18 protein-coding genes and 1 pseudogene are annotated in these 21,133 nt (G+C 69.6%); 7 read left to right on the top strand and 12 right to left on the bottom strand.

Translation table 11 applies throughout. The annotated features are described in order from the left end of the window. Positions 1 to 8 precede the first annotated feature (8 nt). Positions 9 to 473 carry a hypothetical protein gene (locus tag ACFXMV_RS22515; protein WP_378503188.1) on the bottom strand — a complete coding sequence of 155 codons (465 nt, stop codon included), beginning with the start codon at positions 471 to 473 and terminating at the stop codon, positions 9 to 11. A 785-nt stretch (positions 474 to 1,258) separates the two neighbouring features. On the opposite strand from ACFXMV_RS22515, the gene ACFXMV_RS22510 reads away from it, so the two are divergent. Then, on the top strand, positions 1,259 to 4,738 hold the full coding sequence (locus ACFXMV_RS22510) for a TM0106 family RecB-like putative nuclease (RefSeq protein WP_378503189.1): 3,480 nt from the start codon (positions 1,259 to 1,261) through the stop codon (positions 4,736 to 4,738). On the opposite strand, the gene ACFXMV_RS22505 is transcribed toward ACFXMV_RS22510, so the two are convergent. Next, the gene (locus ACFXMV_RS22505; RefSeq protein ID WP_378498653.1) at positions 4,735 to 5,913 is read right to left on the bottom strand and encodes an amino acid deaminase/aldolase; all 1,179 of its coding nucleotides are present in this window, start codon (positions 5,911 to 5,913) and stop codon (positions 4,735 to 4,737) included. The two genes, ACFXMV_RS22510 and ACFXMV_RS22505, sit on opposite strands and share 4 nt — an antisense overlap. A 75-nt stretch (positions 5,914 to 5,988) precedes the next feature. Next, positions 5,989 to 6,645: a TetR/AcrR family transcriptional regulator gene (locus tag ACFXMV_RS22500; RefSeq protein ID WP_378498648.1), complete on the bottom strand. Its 657-nt coding sequence runs from the start codon at positions 6,643 to 6,645 to the stop codon at positions 5,989 to 5,991. Between the two features lie 76 nt (positions 6,646 to 6,721). Here ACFXMV_RS22500 and ACFXMV_RS22495 point away from each other — a divergent pair, with 76 nt between their 5' ends. Further along, positions 6,722 to 8,035 carry a D-arabinono-1,4-lactone oxidase gene (locus ACFXMV_RS22495; RefSeq protein ID WP_378498647.1) on the top strand — a complete coding sequence of 438 codons (1,314 nt, stop codon included), beginning with the start codon at positions 6,722 to 6,724 and terminating at the stop codon, positions 8,033 to 8,035. Positions 8,036 to 8,080: 45 nt separating this feature from the next. Here ACFXMV_RS22495 and ACFXMV_RS22490 read toward each other — a convergent pair whose 3' ends face one another. Genes ACFXMV_RS22490 through ACFXMV_RS22465 form a run of 6 tightly spaced genes read right to left on the bottom strand, consistent with a single transcriptional unit; the run spans position 8,081 to position 14,182 of the window. Next, a complete protein-coding gene (locus tag ACFXMV_RS22490; RefSeq protein ID WP_378498646.1) occupies positions 8,081 to 9,049 on the bottom strand; it encodes an adenosine deaminase in 969 nt (322 codons plus the stop codon). 39 nt (positions 9,050 to 9,088) lie between these two features. Continuing rightward, positions 9,089 to 10,468 (bottom strand): DUF1254 domain-containing protein, encoded by a 1,380-nt coding sequence (locus tag ACFXMV_RS22485; RefSeq protein ID WP_378503190.1) that lies wholly within the window; start codon positions 10,466 to 10,468, stop codon positions 9,089 to 9,091. A 2-nt stretch (positions 10,469 to 10,470) separates the two neighbouring features. Then, the gene (locus tag ACFXMV_RS22480; protein WP_378498644.1) at positions 10,471 to 11,232 is read right to left on the bottom strand and encodes a crotonase/enoyl-CoA hydratase family protein; all 762 of its coding nucleotides are present in this window, start codon (positions 11,230 to 11,232) and stop codon (positions 10,471 to 10,473) included. Positions 11,233 to 11,278: 46 nt separating this feature from the next. After that, positions 11,279 to 12,076 carry an enoyl-CoA hydratase/isomerase family protein gene (locus ACFXMV_RS22475; RefSeq protein ID WP_378498643.1) on the bottom strand — a complete coding sequence of 266 codons (798 nt, stop codon included), beginning with the start codon at positions 12,074 to 12,076 and terminating at the stop codon, positions 11,279 to 11,281. A 4-nt stretch (positions 12,077 to 12,080) separates the two neighbouring features. Beyond that, on the bottom strand, positions 12,081 to 13,577 hold the full coding sequence (locus tag ACFXMV_RS22470; RefSeq protein WP_378498642.1) for an MFS transporter: 1,497 nt from the start codon (positions 13,575 to 13,577) through the stop codon (positions 12,081 to 12,083). Then, on the bottom strand, positions 13,574 to 14,182 hold the full coding sequence (locus tag ACFXMV_RS22465; RefSeq protein WP_378498652.1) for a PadR family transcriptional regulator: 609 nt from the start codon (positions 14,180 to 14,182) through the stop codon (positions 13,574 to 13,576). Before ACFXMV_RS22465 ends, ACFXMV_RS22470 begins: the two co-directional genes overlap by 4 nt. Positions 14,183 to 14,308: 126 nt before the next feature. On the opposite strand from ACFXMV_RS22465, the gene ACFXMV_RS22460 reads away from it, so the two are divergent. Together ACFXMV_RS22460 and ACFXMV_RS22455 are read left to right on the top strand one after the other, a co-directional pair. Further along, positions 14,309 to 15,013: a GNAT family N-acetyltransferase gene (locus ACFXMV_RS22460; protein WP_378498641.1), complete on the top strand. Its 705-nt coding sequence runs from the start codon at positions 14,309 to 14,311 to the stop codon at positions 15,011 to 15,013. Between the two features lie 4 nt (positions 15,014 to 15,017). Next, positions 15,018 to 16,061: a glutathione S-transferase family protein gene (locus tag ACFXMV_RS22455; RefSeq protein ID WP_378498640.1), complete on the top strand. Its 1,044-nt coding sequence runs from the start codon at positions 15,018 to 15,020 to the stop codon at positions 16,059 to 16,061. On the opposite strand, the gene ACFXMV_RS22450 is transcribed toward ACFXMV_RS22455, so the two are convergent. Beyond that, positions 16,031 to 16,444: a VOC family protein gene (locus tag ACFXMV_RS22450; protein ID WP_378498639.1), complete on the bottom strand. Its 414-nt coding sequence runs from the start codon at positions 16,442 to 16,444 to the stop codon at positions 16,031 to 16,033. The genes ACFXMV_RS22455 and ACFXMV_RS22450 overlap by 31 nt on opposite strands. Next, positions 16,441 to 17,289, bottom strand: coding sequence for a helix-turn-helix domain-containing protein (locus tag ACFXMV_RS22445; RefSeq protein ID WP_378498638.1), 849 nt, complete (start codon positions 17,287 to 17,289; stop codon positions 16,441 to 16,443). Before ACFXMV_RS22445 ends, ACFXMV_RS22450 begins: the two co-directional genes overlap by 4 nt. Before the next feature lie 132 nt (positions 17,290 to 17,421). Here ACFXMV_RS22445 and ACFXMV_RS22440 point away from each other — a divergent pair, with 132 nt between their 5' ends. The 3 genes from ACFXMV_RS22440 (at position 17,422) to ACFXMV_RS22430 (ending at position 19,349) form a co-directional block, all read left to right on the top strand. Further along, positions 17,422 to 18,099, top strand: coding sequence for a hypothetical protein (locus ACFXMV_RS22440; RefSeq protein ID WP_378503209.1), 678 nt, complete (start codon positions 17,422 to 17,424; stop codon positions 18,097 to 18,099). A 24-nt stretch (positions 18,100 to 18,123) separates the two neighbouring features. Beyond that, positions 18,124 to 18,657: a hypothetical protein gene (locus ACFXMV_RS22435; RefSeq protein WP_378498637.1), complete on the top strand. Its 534-nt coding sequence runs from the start codon at positions 18,124 to 18,126 to the stop codon at positions 18,655 to 18,657. A gap of 65 nt (positions 18,658 to 18,722) precedes the next feature. Next, complete coding sequence (locus tag ACFXMV_RS22430) at positions 18,723 to 19,349, top strand: DUF305 domain-containing protein (RefSeq protein ID WP_378498636.1); 627 nt, start codon at positions 18,723 to 18,725, stop codon at positions 19,347 to 19,349. Between the two features lie 66 nt (positions 19,350 to 19,415). Here ACFXMV_RS22430 and ACFXMV_RS22425 read toward each other — a convergent pair. After that, a pseudogene (locus tag ACFXMV_RS22425) lies at positions 19,416 to 21,133 on the bottom strand (hypothetical protein); the annotation flags it as partial.

The raw sequence follows: 21,133 nt of genomic DNA, 5'->3' as shown, positions 1-21,133 counted from the left end.
CGATCGACTCAGTGTCGGCAGAGCCACTCGGTGCCGTAGTGCGCGGCGTTCCCGCCCTCGGCGTGGACCCACGTTCCGTCACCCTCACAGGGAGCGCCGGCGACCGGGCCCTGATCGGACCCCTGGTCGCCGCCGTTCTCACTGGGGTTGGTCCCGGCACCGGAATTCGGGTTGGTGCAGATCGTTCCCTCACACGGAACGTAGCCGGGATCGCCGTTGGGGTTCGCAATGGCATTGGGTCCGACGTAGCTGCCGATCGGGCAACCGGGATCCTGGTTCTGGGCGCAATATTCCGCCGACAGGTTGTTCCCCGTCGAACCGTCCGCGCCCACTTGGCCCTGGTTGGTTGGTACCGGGTTCGGTGCCGGGACATTGTCCTGCTGGTTGTTCAACGGCGCACCCGAATTATCGGTCGGCCCAACGGGATTAGGCGCAGGCGCGGGAGCGCTGCTGACCGTGGTCGTCGTTGTCACCGGGGTCGTTGTGGTGGAGGTGTCAGAAGATGTGTTACTCGAACACGCCGCGCCGGTTGCCAGTGCACCGGCGAGCGCAACGATCATCGTCCAGCGTTTCAATTTAGCCTCCTACATAGTGGCGGCCGCCCCGTCGGCCACTGTGTACAGGGCTACGAAACTGCGATGACGCCGCCCGGTACAGGGCCGCGCATCGCAAGAGGTGGTCAGCTCAGCGCTTGAACCGCATCGCCGACGGGGGTCGGCGGCAATGCGCGGACCAGAGCCATCAGCGGCTCACAATAGACGGCGGTCGAACCGCACACGAAAGCGCCCGTCTTGTCGTAATTGAAGGCACTGCCGTGGAACGCCCACGTCAAACCATCCTCAGACGGACTCATCGGGCACTGATCCGGGGTCTTCCCGGCGCACGGACCCTCAACACCGTAGGGACCGACCGGATACGCCGAAGCCGCAGGCGCGAATGCCACGCCTGCCAGAGCGATACCAGCGGTAGCCACTATTGTGCCGAACAATCGCCTCACAATCGAATCCCCTCTGTAGATGAATTGCGCCCTTTCGCGCGCCCGACAATCATGCAGCAGAATCACGGCTTTCGCGCGAGAAGGCCGAGAACGATTCTCTCCAGGATTCACGAAATCATTGTCAGCGACGCGCGCTCGAATAACTCCGCGCATTGACAAACACGGAGGCACCCTTGTGCTCTCGACGAAACCGATTCCAGGTCAGGGCGCGTCCGCGCGGCCCACCGCGACGTGTCGGGGCCGTCTGCGATAGTCGTCCCCGTGTTCCTCCTCGACGACGTGTTGATCTACAGCGCCAGTGACCTGTCCCAGGCCGCGGAGTGCGAGTACGCACTGCTGCGCCGACTCGACGCGAAGCTCGGCCTGATCGAGTCGGTCGGGCCGGAGCAACCGGACCCGATGCTGACGCGGACCTCGCATCTCGGCGACGCACACGAGCGCAGGCACCTCGACCGGTACGTCGAACGGTTCGGCGACGGCGTGGTGCGGATCGAGCGCCCCCGCCACGACTGGGATGCGCTGACCGCGGCGAACCGCGCGACGGTGGACGCGGCCCGGGCCGGTGCGGATGTGATCTACCAGGGCACCTTCTTCGACGGCCGGTTCCTCGGCTTCTGCGACTTCCTGGTGCGCGAGGACGACCGGTACGCGGTGTTCGACACCAAGCTCTCCCGCCACGCCCGGGTACCTGCGCTGTTGCAGCTCGCGGCCTACGCCGATGCCCTGACGGCCGACGGGATCGCGACGGCCCCACACGCAACGCTCATCCTCGGCGACGACAGCGAGGCCTCGTACTCGCTGGAGGACATCGCACCGGTGTACCGGCAGCGACGCGACGAGTTGCTGCGGGTGCTCGACGAGCACCGCCGCGAGGGTGCGCCCGCGCAGTGGGGCGACCCGCGCCACAACGCCTGCGGCCGCTGCGAGCACTGCGGTCCGGAGGTGACGCGGACCCGAGATCTGCTGCTGGTCGCCGGGATGCGGGCCTCGCAGCGGGACCGGCTGATTCGCGGCGGCATCGTCGACTTGGACGCGCTCGCCACGGCCGCTGCCCCGGTCGACGGGATGAGCAAGCGCATCTTCGAATCACTCCAGGGCCAGGCCGCCGCGCAGGTCCGCCAGGAGCGGTGTGGCGCACCGGTCTTCGAGGTGATCGACGGCGCGGAGTCGCTCGCCTCGATCCCGGCCCCCGACCAGGGCGACATCTTCTTCGACTTCGAGGGCGACCCGCTGTGGGCCGAGAACGGCTCCCCCGAATGGGGACTCGAGTACCTCTTCGGGGTGATCGAGGCGGACACCGGCGCGTTCGTCCCGTTCTGGGCGCACGACCGCGCCCAGGAACGCCGAGCCCTGCTCGACTTCCTCGATTACGTTGCGGAGCGCCGGAAACGCTTCCCGGACATGCACGTTTACCACTACGCGGCGTACGAGAAGACCGCCCTGCTGCGCCTGGCCGGCCGGTACGGCGTCGGCGAAGAGTCCGTGGACGCCCTGCTTCGGGAGAACGTCCTGGTGGACCTGTACCCAGCGGTCCGTGCCGCGGTCCGGGTCGGGGCCCGCTCGTACTCGATCAAGAAGCTCGAACCGCTGTACATGGGCGATCAGCTGCGCGGCGGCGACGTCACCGATGCGGCCGCCTCGATCGTCGCGTACGCCGACTACTGCGAGCTGCGCGACGCGGGACGGGATGCGGAGGCCGAGTCGCTGCTCAACGACATCGCCGACTACAACGAGTACGACTGCGTGTCCACACATCGACTACGGGACTGGCTGCTGGGCATCGCCGCCGAGCACGGGGTGTCGCCGCACCCCCAACAGACCGCGGTATCGGTGGTCGAGGAACCCGATCCGTCCGAGCAGGCGCTGCGCGCGTACGTCGGCGACGCACTGCCGGGCCTGCGAACCGACGACCAACAGGCGGCTGCACTGATGGCCGCCGCGGTCGGCTACCACCGACGCGAACGGAAACCGTTCTGGTGGGCGCACTTCGACCGGCTCGTGCTGGACGAGGACGAGTGGGCGGACACCGCCGACGTCCTGGTCGCCGAGTCCGTCGAGGTACTCGAGGACTGGCACCGCAAGACCGCGCGGCAGAACCTGCGCCGACGGCTGCGACTGGTCGGCAGCTGGGGCACCGGGTCCACCGCCCGCTCCGGCGATGTCCACCTCCTGTACGACAAGGGGACAGGGGTCGGCGCCGAGGATCCCGGCACCCGCGGGGCGGTGGGCGCGAAGGTGATCTCGACCGGGGAAGAGGTGATCGGCGGCGAGGCGCGCGACGTGGTGGTCGTCGAGGAGGTGTTGCGCCGAGGCGCCGAGGAGCACCTGGCACTGCCGATCGCGGTGACGCCCGGCCCCCCGATCCGCACCAACCGAATCGAGGCCTCGATCGCCGAACAGGCCGCCGCGATGGCGGCGGGCTTGCCCGCGATGCCGGCCACCGCGGCGGTCGACGTGCTGCGCCGGACCCCGCCCCGGACCCGGTCGGGCAATCCGTTGCCGATCCCGGTCCAGGAGAATCGGGCGGCCGCGATCACCGCCGCACTGCTGGACCTCGACAACTCCTACCTGGCGGTGCAGGGACCGCCGGGGACCGGTAAGACCCACACCGGCGCGGCGGTGGTGGCCGAGCTGGTGAACCAGCACGGCTGGCGGGTCGGCGTTGTCGCCCAGTCGCATTCGGTGGTCGAGAACATGCTCGACGCGGTCGTCCGCACGGGTGTCCCGGGCGAACGGGTGGCGAAGAAGGCCGGAGCGGAGCCTGCGGAGCGATCCAAAGGCGCAGCCTCGAGCCTGTCCGACGACCCGGCCTGGACGAAACTCGAGGCCGACGGCCTCGCCGGCTTCCTTGCCGAGAACGAGCAGACCGGCTGCGTGATCGGCGGCACCGCATGGGATCTCGCGCACACCGACCGGGTGCCTGCCGACAGCCTTGACCTACTCGTGGTCGACGAGGCAGGCCAGTTCTCGCTGGCGAACACCGTCGCGGTGGGGATCTCGGCCCGCAACCTGCTGCTGCTCGGCGACCCGCAGCAGCTCCCGCAGGTCAGTCAGGGCACCCACCCCGAGCCGGTGGACACCTCGGCGCTCGGCTGGCTGGCCGACGGCCACGGCGCGCTGCCGCCCGAACTCGGCTACTTCCTCGACCGGACGTGGCGGATGCATCCGGCGGTGTGCGAGGCGGTGTCGGTGCTCTCCTACGACGGCCTGCTGCGCTCGCAGGAGTCCGTCACCGCCGCCCGGTCGCTGGCGGGCGTCGAACCCGGCGTGGCGGCGCTCTACGTGGACCACCACGGCAGTTCGACGGAGTCGGTCGAGGAGGCCGAGGCGATCACCACCGAGGTGCGGTCGCTGATCGGCACCCCGTGGACGCCCGCTGCCTGCGAGCAGGCCCGCCCGCTCGGCGAGGAGGACATTCTCGTGGTGGCGCCCTACAACGCCCAGGTCGGGCTGCTGCGTCGGCACCTCGCCGAGGCCGGCCTGGGGAGGGTCCTCGTCGGCACCGTCGACAAGTTCCAGGGTCGGGAGGCTGCGGTGGTGCTGATGTCGATGACCGCGTCGTCGATCGACGAGGTGCCCCGCGGCATGGGCTTCCTCCTGTCCAGGAACCGACTGAACGTCGCGGTGTCGCGGGGGAAGTGGCGCGCGGTGATCGTGCGGTCCCCCGCTCTGACGCGTTACCTGCCCGCGACCCCTGCCGGCCTGGCCGAGCTGGGCGCGTTCATGCGAACACACGCCTAGCCGAAGCAGTGCCCCTCGCCGCGGTAGGTCGGCACCGTGGTGCGGGTGCCGTCGGCGTCGACCAGGTGCAGCTCGTTGAACCGTTCGCACAGCTCGCCTGCCTTGGCATGCCGGAACCACACCCGGTCCCCGATCCGCAGGGCTGCGGCCGGGTCACCGGCCACAGGCGTCTGCACCTCGCCCGCCCCCTCGTTGCGCGTGAGCCCCAGGCCTGCGGGCCACACCGGGGTCGGCACCCGCGAGGCGCCCGCCGGCCCGGACGCTATGTAGCCGCCACCGAACAGCGTCGCGATGCGGGGCGTCGGCTTGCGGACCGCGGACAGCGCGAAGTACAGCGACGGGCGGGGGGTGAACGAGTGGTACCGGTCGAAGAGCGTCGGCACGTACAGGCCGGAGCCTGCGGTCACCTCGGTGACCGAACCGTCTGCGGAGCTGACCTCGAGGGAGCCGGTGCCGCCGCTGTTGACGATCTGCAGCTTCCCGACGGTGGCGGTCACCGCGTCCACGACCGCCGAGCGTCGGGTCGCGAGTTCGGCCGCGGAGGCGCGCTTGATCAGCCGGATCGGCGCGCTGGTGTCCTGCAGACCGGCGATCTGCGCCTCGTAGAACATCACCCCCACCACCGCGAACCCGCGACGCTTGGCCTCACGGGCGACGGCCGCGGCCTCGTCGGGGGTGCGTAGCGGCGACCGGCGGACGCCGAGGTGCAGCGGCCCCACCCGCAGCGAGGCGTCGATGTCGAGGCACACCCGGGCGGGCACCGAGGTGCTGCCTGCCGCGTCGTGCACCACGTCGAGCTGAGCCGGGTTGTCGACCATCAGCGTGATCGATTCGAGCAGCAGCGGGTCGGAGGCGAGCTCGGCGAGCGCGCCCCGGTCGACGGTCGGGTACCCCATCAGCACGTCGCGCGCGCCGAGCCGCACCAACCAGATCGCCTCACGCAGCGAATAGGACATGATGCCGCGGAATCCGCCCTGCTCGGTGAGCCCGGATCCCAGCGTTTCCTCGAGCACCGCCCGGCAGCGAACCGATTTGCTGGCCACCCGCACCGGGGTGCCCCCCGCGCGCCGGACCAGGTCCGCGGCATTGGTGCGCAGCGTCCCGAGGTCCACCGCGGCCAGCGGCGGGTCGAGCTCGCGGGTCGCGGCGTCCAGGCGTTCGCGGGTGGGGGTCATGGCGTAGGAGTCCAGCCGATCGCGAGTCGAGGTCATGGGGTCAGAGTCAACCACCGACCTGGACGACTGTCCAGGTTATGCCTCTTCGGGCTTCGCCTCGACGGCCTTCACGGCGATCATCTGCACCAGGTCGTCGAGCTGGGCGATCACCAGTTCACCGTCGCGGTCGACCAGCCAGCGCAACACGATGCCGTCGATCACCGCGAGGCAGAAACGGGCGATGTGCGCGACCGGCTCGGTCCACGTGGTGCCCGTATACCGGGCCGTCTCCTCGAGAAACGCGATCGCCTCGAGATCCATCGTCCGGTACTGCATGGCGGCGATGGAGCCGGCCAGTTCGGCACCCGCGGCCTGCTGCCGAAGCCCGTACGCGGTGATCTCGTAGGTGAGCAACTGCCGGTTCGGCGTCACCTCGATGATCGGCCACATGTTGGACAGGCCGCTGTGCAGCACCTCACGCAGGCCACGCAGTCCGCTCTGGTCGCCATCACCCTGCGCGGTGCCGAATGCGTACCGCAGGGCACCGCTCAGCTGGAGGACGAGGGCCTCCCCCATCGCGGCGACAAGCGCCTCCTTGTTCTCGAAGCAGTAATGGACCACCCCGAGCGACACCCCCGCCTCCTCGGCGACGGCGCGGATAGTGACGGAGTTGATCCCGGTGCGCTCCGCAATCCCCATCGCCGACTCGACGAGTTGGGCGCGACGTTCATCCGCAGGAAGCCGATTCAGCATCTGCCGATCCTAGAACGCCGGAGCCCGATCCGTGTCAGGTGTTGACCTGGACGAACGTCCAGTAGATTATGAGTGAATGGAATCACATTTCTGGCAGAACTGGGCCGGCTGCGCCACCGCACGGCCCACTCGCCTCGCCGCGCCCGCGACCGTCGCGGAACTCAGTGACGAGATCACCCGCGCCGCGGCGGAAGGCCTGCACGTCAAGTGTGTTGGCGCCGGACATTCCTTCACCCCCGTCGCCGTCACCGACGGCGTACTGATCAGCCTGGACAACCTTACGGGCATCGAATCCGTGGTCCCGGTGGAACCGTCGGGTGCCCTCGTGACGGTTCGCGCGGGCACCCGACTGAGCGAACTCAATCCCGCATTGTGGGAACTCGGTCTCGCGATGACGAATCTCGGAGACATCGACGCGCAGTCCATCGCCGGCGCGATCTCGACCGGCACCCATGGCACCGGGTCCCGCTTCGGCGGCCTGGCCACCCAGGTGCGCGGGCTACAGATCGTGCTCGCCGACGGCGCCGTGGTGAACTGCTCCGGCGAGGAGAACACGGAACTCTTCAACGCGGCCCGGCTCGGACTCGGCGCGCTCGGCGTCATCGCGACGATGACGCTGCTGTGCGAGCCCGCCTACGCCATGCGCGCCGTCGAGGCCCCCGGACTGCTGAGCGAGACCATGGAGCGGGTCGGCGAGCTTGCCACAAGCGTCGACCACTTCGAGTTCTACTGGTTCCCCCACACCGACCGGGTGCTGACCAAGCGCAACACCCGCCTGTCCGCGGACACGCCGCTCACGCCCGTCAGCAAGATCCGCGGATACATCGACGACGAATTGCTCTCCAACACCCTGTTCGAGGGCATCAACCGCGTCGCCACCCGGTTCCCGACGGCGATCCCGCAGATCAACAACTTCACCTCGAGGGTGCTCTCGGCGCGCGATTTCACCGACCGCAGCTACGAGGTGTTCGCCTCCCCCCGCCGGGTGAAGTTCCGCGAGATGGAGTACGCGATACCGGTCGAGGCGCTGGGCGAGACGCTCAGCGAGATCGACGGCTGGCTGACGAAGTCCGACACCCGGGTGGCGTTCCCCGTCGAGGTTCGCTTCGCCGCCGCCGATGATGTCTGGCTCTCGACCGCGAACGGCCGCGACACCGCCTACGTGGCCGTGCACCAGTACCACCGTCGCGATCACGGCGAGTACTTCGACGCGGTGGAGTCGATCACCCGGGCCGTCGACGGACGGCCGCACTGGGGCAAGCTGCACTCGCGCACCGCGGCGGACCTGCGCCCGACCTACGCGCACTTCGACGAGTTCTGTGCGGTGCGGGACAAGTACGACCCCACCCGCGTGTTCGACAACGCGTACCTCCGCCAGGTACTGGGTTAGGCGCTTCGCGCCTGTGAGTGATTCGTACCCCGGTTGGGGTACAAATCACTCACAGGCAGCGAGCTGCGCCTTGCGTTCCGGGGAGGCGAACGAGGCCCGGATGGAGTTGCGGGCCAGGGTTTCCCGCTCCTGTTCGGTGAGCCCGAGCTCCGCCTGCAGCCGGGCGAAGTTGTCATCGAGGTACCCGCCGAAGTAGGCGGGGTCGTCGGAGTTCACCGTCACCAGCAGGCCGGCCTCGAGCATGCGGCGCAGCGGATGCTCGGCCAGGGTGTCGACGACGCGCAGCCGCACGTTCGACAGCGGGCAGACGGTGAGCGGGATCTGCTCGTCGACGAGCCTCGCGACCAGCGCCGGATCCTCCAGGCACCGCACGCCGTGGTCGATCCGCTCCACCTCGAGCAGATCCAGGGCCTGCCATACGTAGTCGGGCGGACCCTCCTCGCCCGCGTGCGCCACCGTGTGCAGCCCGTTCGCCCGTGCCCGCGCGAACACGTCCACGAACAGCGACGGCGGGTAGCCGACCTCCGCGGAGTCCAGGCCGAGGCCAAGGACCGGGACGTCCAGGCGGAGCACCTCGTCCAGCATCGCCTCGGCCTCGGGCACCGGCCGGTCCCGCAGCACCGCCGCGATCAGGTCGCTGGACACCCCGAACTCGGCCTCACTGCCGCGAACGGCGTCGGCCAGGCCGTCCAGCACCGCGCGCAGCGGCACCCCGCGGACGGTGTGCGCCTGCGGGTTGAAGAAGATCTCGGCGTGCCGCACGCCACCTGCCGCCGCGCGCGCGAAATACGCACGCGCGAGGTCGGCGAAGTCCTGCTCGGTCCTGAGCACGGCCATGTTCGCGAAGTAGAGGTCCAGGAACGACTGCAGATCGCTGAACTCGTAGCGTCCGCGCAGGTCATCGAGGTCCCGGTAGGGCAGCTCCACCTTGTTGCGCTCGGCGAGCGCGAAGATCAGCTCGGGTTCGAGGGATCCCTCGATGTGCATGTGCAGCTCGGCGAGCGGGGTCGACACGGAGTCCTCCTGAGATCGTCAGGTGCCCAGTATCCCGCGTCAGCGCAATCGCTCCGGGACCGGTGGGGTCCAGGCCTGGTCGGTCGGCAGGTAGGAACGCAGCATGATGACGAACTCGCCGGGCGGCGCCGGCAACCAGTTGGAGGTCCCGGACGCGGGTGGCTGCGCGCCGATCCACAGGTCGAGCGAGCCGTCGTCGCCGCGCACCAGGCCGGGGGTGCGATCACCGATCGCGTAGCGGCCCAACGGGTTCGCCACGAAGAACATGTCCGGGCCGTACATGGTGACGGACCAGAAGCCGCGCTCGTCGATCGGCGGCAGCCCGCCCGCCGGGAAGTGCAGCCGGTAGCCACTCGCGGCGCGCTGCGGGGCGTCATCAGCGCTGCGCCCTCGCAGCTCGGCGCCACCTGCATCGGTCCTGGCCACGTAGTACATCGACTCCTCGGGCACGTTCGCCCCGAGCCCGATCTTCGCGACCCCGGCGCGATGCAGGTAGTCGGTGCCGTACCGGCCCGCGTCCTGCAGCGAGCTCCAGGCCCCGCCGCCGAACGAGGTGTGCGCGAGCCCGACGATCTGCTTGTCCCCACGGACCACTCCCGCGGCCAGGGCCGCGACGTCCTCGGGTTCGCCCCGGCTCGGCGTCGCGCCGGGGGCCACCCCGAGGGTCGCGAGCTGCTCGAGCATCGGTGCGTCCTCCGCGGGCGGCGGGTTCGCCGCCAGGATCGCGGACAGCTCGTCGAAGAACGGTGGGCCCGCCGCGGCGATCGCCTGCGGCGCCGGGTTGTTGCCGCAGTCGGTCGGCGGCAACGACGGCGGCGCGTCCGGGACCGGGGACTCGAGGACCGTCATCCGGTACTGCTGCTGGGCGGCGCGCGCCGCGGCCAGGTCCGCGTCGGACTCGACCAGCGTGCGCCCGATCATCCAGGCGTCCCAGGTCGGCGACTCGATCACCACGGCGCCTGCGGGCGTCTCGCCCCGCCACCCCGGCGGCACGATCGCGTGCGATCCGGCCGCCTGCCCGGTCTGCCGGGTACCGATGGTGTCGAACACGTTGGTGTACATGTCGAGAAGTTGGAAATCGAAGTACCGCTCCCCCATCGCGGGGTGGGTCAGCAGCACCGGTCCGGCCCGGAGGTCCAGCCACGCAATCGAATACAGGGTGTCCGCGTTCGGGGCGACGACCACCCGGGTCTCCGGTCCCGACATCGCGGCCTGACTGTAGAGCTGGTTGACCGGAAGCAGACAGATCATGTTGGCCCGGGTCCGGGCCAACGCGATCGGCGCGTAACCGTAGACGTAGCCGTCGGCCGCGACCTCGGCCGGCTCCCGCGTCGAATCCTGTTCCCGCGCAGCGCAGCCGCCGAGCAGCCCGGCCACCAGCGCGAGGGCTGACAGCGCGGCCACCCGACGGCCGCGCACTGCTAGCGGCCCTTCCAGACCGGGGCGCGCTTCTGCGCGAACGCGATCGCGCCCTCCTGCGCGTCCTCCGAGGCGAACACCGGACCCATCAGCTCCAGCTGCCGGGTGAACGCCTCGTCGTCGGTCCAGCCGGACGACTTGACGATCACCTCCTTGGTGGCGGCGACGGCGAGCGGGCCATTGGCGGTGATCCGCTCGGCCAGCTCCAGCGCGCCGTCGAGGGCCTTGCCTGGCTCGGTCAGCCGATTGACGAAGCCGTAGCCGTGCGCCTCCTCGGCGGTGAAACTGTCTCCGGTGAGCGCCAATTCGAGCGCCTTCTGGTACGGGATCCGCTTCGGCAGCCGGAGCAGCCCACCGCCGGCCGCGACCAGTCCCCGCTTGACCTCGGGGATGCCGAACCGGGCCTCGGAGGAGGCGACCACCAGGTCCGTCGCCAGCACCAGCTCGGTGCCGCCCGCGAGCGCGTATCCCTCGACGGCGGAGATGATCGGCTTGCGCGGCGGCGCCTCGGTGAATCCGAGACCCTTGCCGGGGGCGATCACGTTCTCCCCCGCGACGAAGGCCTTGAGGTCCATCCCCGCGCAGAAGTTGCCGCCCGCACCGGTCAGGACGGCGAGCGAGAGGTCCGCGTCGGCGTCGAGTTCGTCCACGGCGGCGGCGAGGCCGTTGCTGACCGCGGCGTTGATCGCGTTGCGCGCCTCGGGACGGTTGATGGTGATGACCAGGATTCGGCCGCGGCGTTCGAGCAGCACTTCATCAGACATGCCGCTCACGCTAGCCGTTGCAGCGCAACTGCGAGGCGGCTCCGGCTCAGCGTCCGGTGTACGTGGCCTTGCCCGGTCCGACGTCGAGGAAGCTACGGACCGCGCCCTTGAGGTCGTCGGTGTCGAACAACGCAGCCGACACCTCGGGGGTGATCGAGTCCGCGTGCGCGACACCGCCGGACCGCCAGGCCTCGATGATCTGCTTGGTGGCGTGGTGCGCGCGGGTCGGGCCGTCGGCGAGCCGGGCGACCAGGGACCGCGCGGCGGCGTCCACGTCGTCGTGCACCGCGTTGACCACGCCCCAGGACGCCATCGTCGCGGCGTCGTACAGGTCGCCGGTCATCACCAGTTCCCTGGCGCGGCCGGAGCCCGCGCGCTCGGCGAGCCGCTGCGGCCCGCCCATCGACGGCGTCAGGCCGACGACCGTCTCGACCAGCCCGAACTTGGCCCTTGGCGCGGCGAGGATGATGTCGCAAGCCAGCGCGATCTCGAAGGCCGCGGTGAGCGTCAGCCCGTGCGCTGCGTAGACGACCGGGCAGGGCAGCGCCTCGATCTGGTGGATGATCTCGGCGAACAGGGTCCGCCACAGGTCGGCGCCCTGCTCGGCACTGCGCCCCTCGAAGACGTGCACGTCGACGCCGCCGGAGACGACCTTGCCCTCGGCGCGCAGCAGCACCGCGCGCGGCGGGTCCGCGCTGAGTGCGTCCACGTCGGCGGTGATCGCGTCGAACATGGCCTGGTCGAACAGGTTCAGCGGTCCGTGCGCGAACGTCAGCACGGCGATCTCCGCGCCGCCGTCGGTGGTGAGGCGCTCGAGTCTGGTCGGCTTCGCGGGCTCGGTCATGGCGTCAGCCTGCCATAGGTTGCCGCTGTTCCTCGGCTGTGTCCGCCGGGCGCTCGTCGGTGGCCCGGACGGGACGCGAGAAGCACAGCGAGGCAACGAAACCGATCAGCAGCACACCCGCGGGCAGCAGCACGGCCTGCGCCATCGAGGTGCTGAACCCGTCGACGATGAAGCTCGGCAGCGTGCCGCCCGCTTCTGGTCCACCCTCGGCCGGCACGCCGTTGGCGGACAGCCGTGAGGTGATCAGGGCCCCGATGCCCGCACTGCCGAGCACCGCACCGACCTGGCGAGTGGTGTTGTAGACGCCGGATCCTGCGCCCGCCGCGTTCATCGGCAGATTGCGGGTGGCCGTTGCCGCCAGCGGCGACCAGATGAAGGCGTTCGCGACGCCCATCAGAGCAATGGGGAGCAGCAGCTCCCAGATCGCGACGGCCGGCTTCATCACCAACGCGAGCCAGCCGAGCGAGATCGAGAGCATCAGGAAGCCGGGCGCGGCGATGTAGCGGGGGTGCATCCGATCCACCAGCTTGCCGACGTTCGGCGCCAGCACGCCGGTGAGCACCGCCATCGGCACCATCAGCAGCGCCGAACCGGTCGGCGAGAGCCCGCGGACCTCCTGTGCGTAGAACATCAGCGGCAGCACCAGCGCGGTGATCGAGAAGCCCATCGAGGTGATCGCGATGTTCGCCAGCGAGAAGTTGCGGTCCTTGAACAGCCCCAGCGGCAGCAGCGGCTCGTTCTTGTTCCACGACTGGTACCAGATGAAGGCCGCGAGCAGGATGAGGCCGCCGACGATCGACATCCACACCAGCGCGGACCAGTCGTAGGTGTTGCCCTCCTGCAGGCCGAAGACCAGGAAGAACATGCCTGCGGCGCTCAGGATCACACCGGGGATGTCGAAGCGGTGCTGATGCGTCTCGAGCGACGGCACGAACTTCACTGCGGCGAGAAAGGCGATCACGCCGACCGGCACGTTGACGATGAAGATCCACTGCCAGCCGAGGCTGTCCACCAGCACGCCGCCCGCGAGCGGGCCGACGAGAGTGGCCACACCCGCTACCGCACCCCACAGGCCCATCGCCGTGCCGCGCTTGTCCGGCGGGAAGATCCGGGTGATCACGGCCATCGTCTGCGGGGTCATCAGCGCGGCGCCGAAGCCCTGGAACACCCGCGCGACGATCAGCATCTCGACGTTGCCGGACACACCGCACCAGAGTGAGGAGGCGGTAAAAAGGGTCAGTCCGAGCAGGTAGAGGTTCTTGGGACCGAACCGGTCGCCGAGCCTGCCCGTGATGAGCAGCGGGACCGCATAGGCCAGGAGGTACGCGCTGGTCACCCAGACCACGCTGTTGATGTCGGTGTGCAGGTCCTCCATGATCGCGGGATTCGCCACCGCGACGATGGTGGAGTCCACCAGGATCATGAAGAAGCCCAGGCACAGCGCCCACAGCGCCGGCCATTGTTTGATCTCGGAGTTCTGGTTGAACTCGGTCACGGTCATCCCCTTGCCGGTTGGCTGAGTCGTTCTCTGATGAGTTCTGGCGTGAGCCAGGGCAGTTCGCCGGACTCGATCTCCGCCACCAATGCGGTCATCCAGTCCAGCTCGGTGGCGGCGAGCGCCCGCTGGTAGTCGAGCCCGAACCAGAAGACGCGCGGGCGGTCCGCCGCGGTGTGCATGGCACGCACTGTGTCGAGTTCGTCCAGGTCCGCCTCGACCGCCGCGATCCGGTCCCGGAGCAACCGGCAGACGTCGGCGGCCGGGAGGTTGTGCGCCTCGGCCAGCGCAAGCGGGAACTGCGGGTATTCGCGAACCGGGGCGCCGAGCAACTCCGCGATCCGAGCCTCGAGCGCGATCCGGCCGGCGGCGGTGACGTCGTAGGTGGTGCGTTCCGGACGATTGCCCTCCCGCTCGGTGCCACGAACCGCGATCAACTCGGCCCGCTCGAGCCGCGCGACGGCGTGGTACAGCGAGCCGGGCCGAACCTTGACGACGCGGTCGACGTGACGCTGGAGCAGCAGCTGGTGCATTTCGTAGGGATGCATCGGCCGCTCGTTGAGCAGCGCGAGCACGGTGATCGCGAGCGGCGTCAACGCTGCAGTCGCCATGCTCACCCCACATACTCCGCACCAATTAGTCCAGATGGAATATACGGCGCGGAGTTGGCCGCTGCAACGGCCTTCTCCCGGCCGCCCGCATGGGCGCCGAACGCGCGGACCGATACCGTGGCCGGGGTGGATGCCCATCAGATCGACATCATCGCGCTGGCCTGGTCCCGGGAGCTGGGTCTGCCCGACAGTGGGCTGGCCGGCCCTGGCACCCGGCACGTGCGGGTGGACCAGACCGCCGACCGGGTCCGGTTCCTTCGGCTGGCCGGGGCGAGCGCGCTGGTGGGTCCCCAATGGGCGATCGAACGGGCTGAGGGCTACAGCGACGACGAGCTGTCCGGCGGGGCGGCGATGCTCGCCATCACAAAGGACCACGGCGGCACGTGTTCCGGCCCGAGACTGCTGTCCTTCGCCGCCGACGTGGGCACCGAGATCGGCCGCGAGGATCCGCTGATCTCACACGACCTCGAGCACGTGCTCGCCCTGCAGTCGGCCTGCCCGCCCGACGACGTGGCGGAGGCCGACCTCACCGACAGGCGGAACTGGTTCACCCTCGTCGACGACGCCGGGACGCCTCTGTCCTCGTCCGGGTACTCGGAATGGCAGGGCATCCTGGCCCAGATGGCCGTCCTCACCGCGCCGGAGCACCGCAGGCGCGGACACGGCGCCGTGGTGGCCCGGCTTACCACCAACGACGCCATCGACGGCGGCCTGATCCCGCAGTGGCGCAGCCACCCCGGGAACACGGCCTCGCGCCGACTGGCCGCGTCGCTCGGCTACGAGGAGCTGGGAATCCACACCGTGGCCGCGCTGACCGGCAGTAGCGTGTGAACCCATGACCGACGAGAACAGCATCACCGGCTCGTACGTCGAAGCGGGTCAGGGGTTCACCCGCGACACCCGCTACATCGAGACGCGGATCACCGCGGACGGACGCGACGGCTACCCGGTCGAGCCGGGGCGGTATCGACTCGTGGTCGCGCGCGCCTGCCCGTGGGCGAACCGGGCGATCATCGTGCGGCGCCTGCTCGGCCTCGAGGACGTCCTGTCGATGGGCGTCTGCGGGCCGACCCACGACCAGCGGAGCTGGACTTTCGACCTCGATCCCGGCGGGGTTGACCCGGTGCTGACGATCCCGCGCCTGCAGGACGCATACTTCGCCCGCTTCCCCGACTATCCGCGCGGGATCACGGTGCCCGCCATCGTCGACATCCCCACCGGCCGGGTGGTGACCAACAACTATCCGCAGATCACCCTCGACCTCTCCACCGAGTGGAAGCAGTTCCACCGCGAGGGTGCCCCCGACCTGTACCCGGAGGCGCTGCGACCGCAGATCGACGAGGTCGCCGAGCTGGTGTTCACGGACGTCAACAACGGCGTGTACCGGTGCGGGTTCGCCGGCTCCCAGGAGTCCTACGACGAGGCCTACGACCGGCTCTTCGCGCGGTTGGACTGGCTGACCCACCGACTCGCGACACAACGATTCCTGGTGGGCGACACCATCACCGAGGCGGATGTCCGCCTGTTCACCACCCTGGTCCGGTTCGATCCGGTGTACCACGGGCACTTCAAGTGCAACCGCAGCAAGCTCACCGAGATGCACGTGCTGTGGGACTACGCGCGGGATCTGTTCCAGACTCCCGGCTTCGGTGACACCATCGACTTCGCGCAGATCAAAGAGCACTACTACGTGGTGCACTCCGATGTGAACCCGACGCAGATCATCCCGAACGGCCCGGACCTGTCGAACTGGCTCGAGCCACATGGCCGGGAAGCCTTGGGCGGCAGGCCGTTCGGCGACGGTACGCCGCCGCATCCGCCAAAGCCCGACGAGGTGGTGCCCGCCGATCACTGGGTCTTGGGTGACTCGCCGCTGTAAGTGCCGAAGCTCCAGTACACGCCCTCGGGGTCGCGGCAGGTGAACCCGCGCGAGCCGTAGTCCTCGTCGGTCATCCCCTTGCTGATGGTGGCGCCTGCGTCCACCGCACGACGGAACAGCGCATCCGGGTCGTCGACGACGATGTACACCGAGCCAACCCCGACCGGCAGGTCCCCCACCGCGGAGTCCGCGCGCGGCGAGCCGAGCATGACGCCGCCACCGGTCGGCCAGTCGAGTTGGGCGTGATCGACCTGCTCGCCCTCGCCATAGACGGCGGTCTCGATGAATCCGAAGGCGTCCACGAGAAACTTGATGGCCACGCGCGCATTCGCGTAACTGAGGGTGGGCCAGATGGTGGTCGCATTGGCTGTCTGTGCGCTCATGCCCTCGACACTGCTCCCTCGGACGGCTGGTCCGCTTGGATGAATGAGAACAACTCCTCGGCACGCCAGCGCGAGGGCGGGATCCCGGCGATGTCCCGCCAGTCTCGTGCCAGGTGGGCCTGGTCGTAAAAGCCGCACAACGCCGCGGCGTCGGCGAGCGAGATGGACGGCTGGGCACGCAACAGTTGGTGCGAGCGATGGAAACGCGCGAGCTTGGCCGCATCCTTCGGGCTGACCCCGAACTCTGCGGTAAACCGGCCGACCAGGTGCCTTCTGCTCCAACCGATCTCGCGGGCCACCTGTCCGACCCGGACGACGCCGTCCGCGGACGTCAACAACCGCCAGGCGTGCGCGAGGTGCGGGTCGATCTCGGCGACCGCGAGGCGCCTGGAGAGCACGTCATCGAGGACCGCGAACCTGGCGTCCCAGGAGGACTCGGCCGCTATCCGGTCGCTCAGCTCGGTGGCGTCGGCGCCGAGCAGATCCCCCAGGTCGACGACCCAGGCACCGAGCGCGGCCGCGGGCACGCCCAGCAGGGCCCTGGATCCGGCCGGGGTGAGCGCGAGCTGGACACCGTGCTGATTGCCGTCGTGCCGAATTGTCACCGGGGCGGTGGTCAGGCCGCTGGCGAGGGCGCCCCAGGCGCCGGGCTGCTGCCGCGGATCGGACATCCGGGCGAGCTCGAGCGGGGCGTCGAGCGCGACGATCAGCGTCAGGTACGGCGACGGCAGGCCCAGGTGCGAGCCGGGCTCGAATCCCGCCAGTCGGTACCCCTCATAGGGGGCGACGTATGGGCGCAGGGCCTGCGCGGGCGGTGCCCGTCTACCCTCCGAGTGCCCGGTCATGAACTCAGCGTAGGCAGTGATCTGCGTCGCATCCAGGGATGGCGTGCTCGGGCCCGGAACAAACATGACGATGCGGGCCGTTGGTAGAGAGTTCGGCCGCGGACGGTGCTGGCCGTGACGAAGGGGAAGACCATGGCGGAGAAGCTGGGACGGATCGAGCAGGTCATCGTGTCGCTGCTCGACAACGGCGCCAAGCTGCAGGGACCCGCGGTCGCGAAGTATGTGGACCGTGTCCGCCGCGCCCATCCCGACGAGAGTCCTCAGCAAATCGTCGAGCGGATGGAGCGGATGTTCCTCACCGCGGTGACCGGCAGCGGCGGCGCCGTCGGTGCCGCCGCGGCGGTGCCCGGCATCGGTACGGTCGGCTCGATTGCGGCGGTCGGCGCCGAGTCGGTGTTCTTCCTGGAGGCCTCCGCGTTGTTGACGCTGGCGATCGCCTCGGTGCACGGCATCTCGGTCCAGCAGCACGAGCAGCGCCGGGCCCTGGTGCTCGCGGTGGCGCTGGGCGCATCCGGCATGGAGATCGTGGAGAAGGCGGTCGGCGCGACCACGAAGAACTGGGGTTCGCTCATCACCAATCGCCTCCCCGCCCAGACCATGTCGGGGATGAATCAGAAGCTGATCCGCAAGTTCGTCACGAAGTATGCGGCCCGGCGGAGCGCGCTGATCCTGGGCAAGCTGGTGCCCGCGGGCATCGGCGCGGCGATCGGCGGCACGGGCAACCGGGTGATCGGCAAGGGCGTGATCAACAACGCGCGCGATGCCTTCGGTCCCGCCCCCGCCCGGTGGCCGCTGGCGCTCACTACCTGACCCCCGCAGGGTATGTTTGGAACCATGGATCGGCTCCGCCCTGCCCCGAAGCGCGTGACACTGTCGTGCGCGCTCCTGGTCGGCGCCGTGGTGTTCGGGCTGCTGGCGATGCATCACGTCGCCGCCGCGGTACAGCCCGGAGTCGCGGCGCACGGTCCGCAGGTCGCGACGAGCGCCCTGGCCTTGAGCGCGCCCGCGATGGACACTCAGAAGGTGGATACCCCGAGCATGGCGCACGGGGCCATGCCTGAAGCGGCGTCTGCCCACCCCGTGCCGGATCAGCGGACGTCGACTCCTCGGGCGTCGGCCCCTTCAGCCGTGCCCGCCGACCCGCAGCCCGCCGACCACACTGGCGGCCACCACCTGCTCAACGCGTGCGTTGCGATCCTGCTCTCGGTGGTGCTGCTGGTGATGTCGCTGATCTCCCTCGGCCTCCCATCGGGAGCGGGGACCCGGGTGCAGCGCGGCCGGGCCGCCGTCGCACGCACCGGTCGCGGGCCGCCTTTTGTCGCGTCCACCTCGAATCGACTTGCCACTTTGTGCCTTCTGCGGGTCTGACAGGGCCACTGCGTCGCGCTCGACGCAGTTCCGCTCCTGATCACTCGAAAGACCAAGGAAGAACAATGAATACACGTACCAAGACCGCAAGCCTCGTCGCCGCCGCTGCCGCCGCCGTCCTGATCGCGGGCTGCTCGAACGACGATTCCGAACCCGGCCATTCGATGGATTCGATGGGCGGGACGTCCATGACCTCGAGTTCGGCGCCGTCCGAGTCCGCCGCCACCCACAACGACGCCGACGTCGCGTGGGTGCAGATGATGATTCCGCACCACCAGCAGGCCGTGGAGATGGCGGCCCTCGCCGAGGGCCGCACCGACAATGCCGACCTTCTCGCGTTGGCCGGCCAGATCAAGGCCGCACAGGACCCCGAGATCGCGCAGATGACCGGGTGGCTCACCGAGTGGGGCGTGCCGACGATGGCGGCCGACATGAGCCACGCCGACATGGGCCACGGCGACGGCGACGGGATGATGACCGCCGAGCAGATGACGCAGCTCGAGCAGGCATCGGGAGCCGATTTCGACCGGGCGTGGCTGGAGATGATGATCGCCCACCATCAGGGCGCGGTGGATTCCTCGTCCGCGATCCTGAGTGACGGACAGAGCGAGCAGGTCCAGGAGCTCGCGCAGAAGATCATCGCGGGCCAGGAGGCCGAGATCGACCAGATGAAGTCGATGCTGGGCCAGTAGCCGGGCTCGAACCCGATCGCCGCTCGTCCCCGTGGTCGCCACTGGCTGCCGCGGGGACGGGTGCGCTCAGAACGGTGGTGGTTCCGGGGGTATCGACGGCTTCGGCGGCGGGGTGTAGCCGCGGCGGCCGACGATGTGCGGGGCGGGTGTGGCGATGGTGTTGCTGCCGTGGGCGCCTGCCGGGAGGGTCACGGCGGTGGTGCCGGCGCTCGAGGTCCAGAGCAGGGCGTGGCCGGGCAGGGCTATCACCCGCCAGAAGCCGAGCGTCTTGAGTTGGTGATGAAACTGGCACAGGCATTGCAGGTTGGTGACGATGGTCCAGCCGCCGGAAGCCGGGTTGTAGAGCCAGTATTCGATGATGTGGTCGAGTTGGCATTGTGATGCCGGGCGGGTGCATCCAGGGAATCGGCAGTGACCATCGCGGGCGCGGACAAGTGCGGTGGTGGCTGCGTCGGGGCGGTAGGTCAATGCGCCGTCGGGTGGGGTGGTGAGGCCGCCGTGGCCGTCGGGGTACTGCGGTCGGGCCAGGGTCGGGTCGGCCTCAATGGCGGCGGTGATCGCGCCGATCATGATGCCGACGCTGGTCGGGGCGGGTGTGGTCGTCGGGGTGCCCGACTCGACGGTGGTATCCCCGGCGGTGGTGTCGGTGTCGTGTCCGGAGTCTTGTGTGGCGGCCTGCGTCGGCCCGGTTGGCGACCCCTGCCCCGTGGTTCCGGGCGGTGGGTTCGGGTGGCGGCGTTGGGCTCGGGGTGGTGGTGTGGTGCACGGCTGCGCCGGGGGTAGCGTCCCGAATTCGGGGACGTAGCCGGCCTTGCGTCGGCCGCCGCGGGCGAGGAATGAGCGCAGGCAGAACCGCGGCGGTAGCGGCGGGGATGGTGGTGGAGTGCCGGGTTCGTGCGGGTGGGGATCGGGGTTGGGTGGGTCGGGCTCGGCATGGGCAGACGTGTCCGTCTCCGAGTCGACGTCAGGTTCTGACACTGCCTCTGGCTCGGGCTCAGGTTCCGGCTTGCGACCGGGCTCCGGCTCCCGTTCCGCCTCCCGATCGAGCTCCGGCTCCCGTTCCGGCTCCCGTTCCGCCTCGCGGTCCGACTCCGGTTCCGGCGCAATGCCATCGGGCGGTTCGGCGGCCGCAGCCGATTCGGCCGCGTTGAAATTGGATTCGCCGGAATCACTATCGCGGGTACATCTCTGACCGTCTCCGACCCGGCTCGCACCGGCACTGATAGCGCCACTATCGGCCTCGGCCTCGGACTCGGCCTCGGTGTCGGCGTCTGCATCGACCGCACTGTTGTTGGTGTCGGCGTTGGTGTCAGCGCTGGCCGCGCTGTTGCCGGCGCCGGTGTCGCTCTCCGTGTCAGTGTCGGCGTCGCTCTCGGCGTTGGTGTCAGCGCTGGCCGCACTGTTGCCGGCGCCGGTGTCGCTCTCCGTGTCAGTGTCGGCGCCGCTCTCGGCGTTGGTGTCAGTGTCGGCCGCACTACCGGCGTGGGCATCGATGCCAGTGCCAGCTGCGCTGTTACCGGTATCGGCGTTGCTCTCGACGGCGGTGCCGCCGGCTGCGCTGCGGCCGGTGCCGGTGCCGGTGCCGGTGCCGGTGCCGGTGCCGGTGCCGGTGTCGGTGTCGGTGTCGGCGTTGCTGTTGGCGCCAGCGCCAGCGTTGGCTGCGCTGCCGGTGTCAGCTTCGCTGTCATCGTCATCGTCGTCGTGGTTGATCAGGCCGAGCTCCTCAGCCAGATCCAGCGCCTCGGTGAGCAATGCCTGCCACGTCCCGTCCGCGGCCAACCTCC

Source organism: Rhodococcus sp. NPDC059179, from assembly GCF_042754885.1.
GTDB lineage: Bacteria > Actinomycetota > Actinomycetes > Mycobacteriales > Mycobacteriaceae > Rhodococcus_G.
The sequence above is the reverse complement of the archived record's forward strand: the minus strand, read 5'-3'. Positions and strand labels throughout refer to the sequence as shown.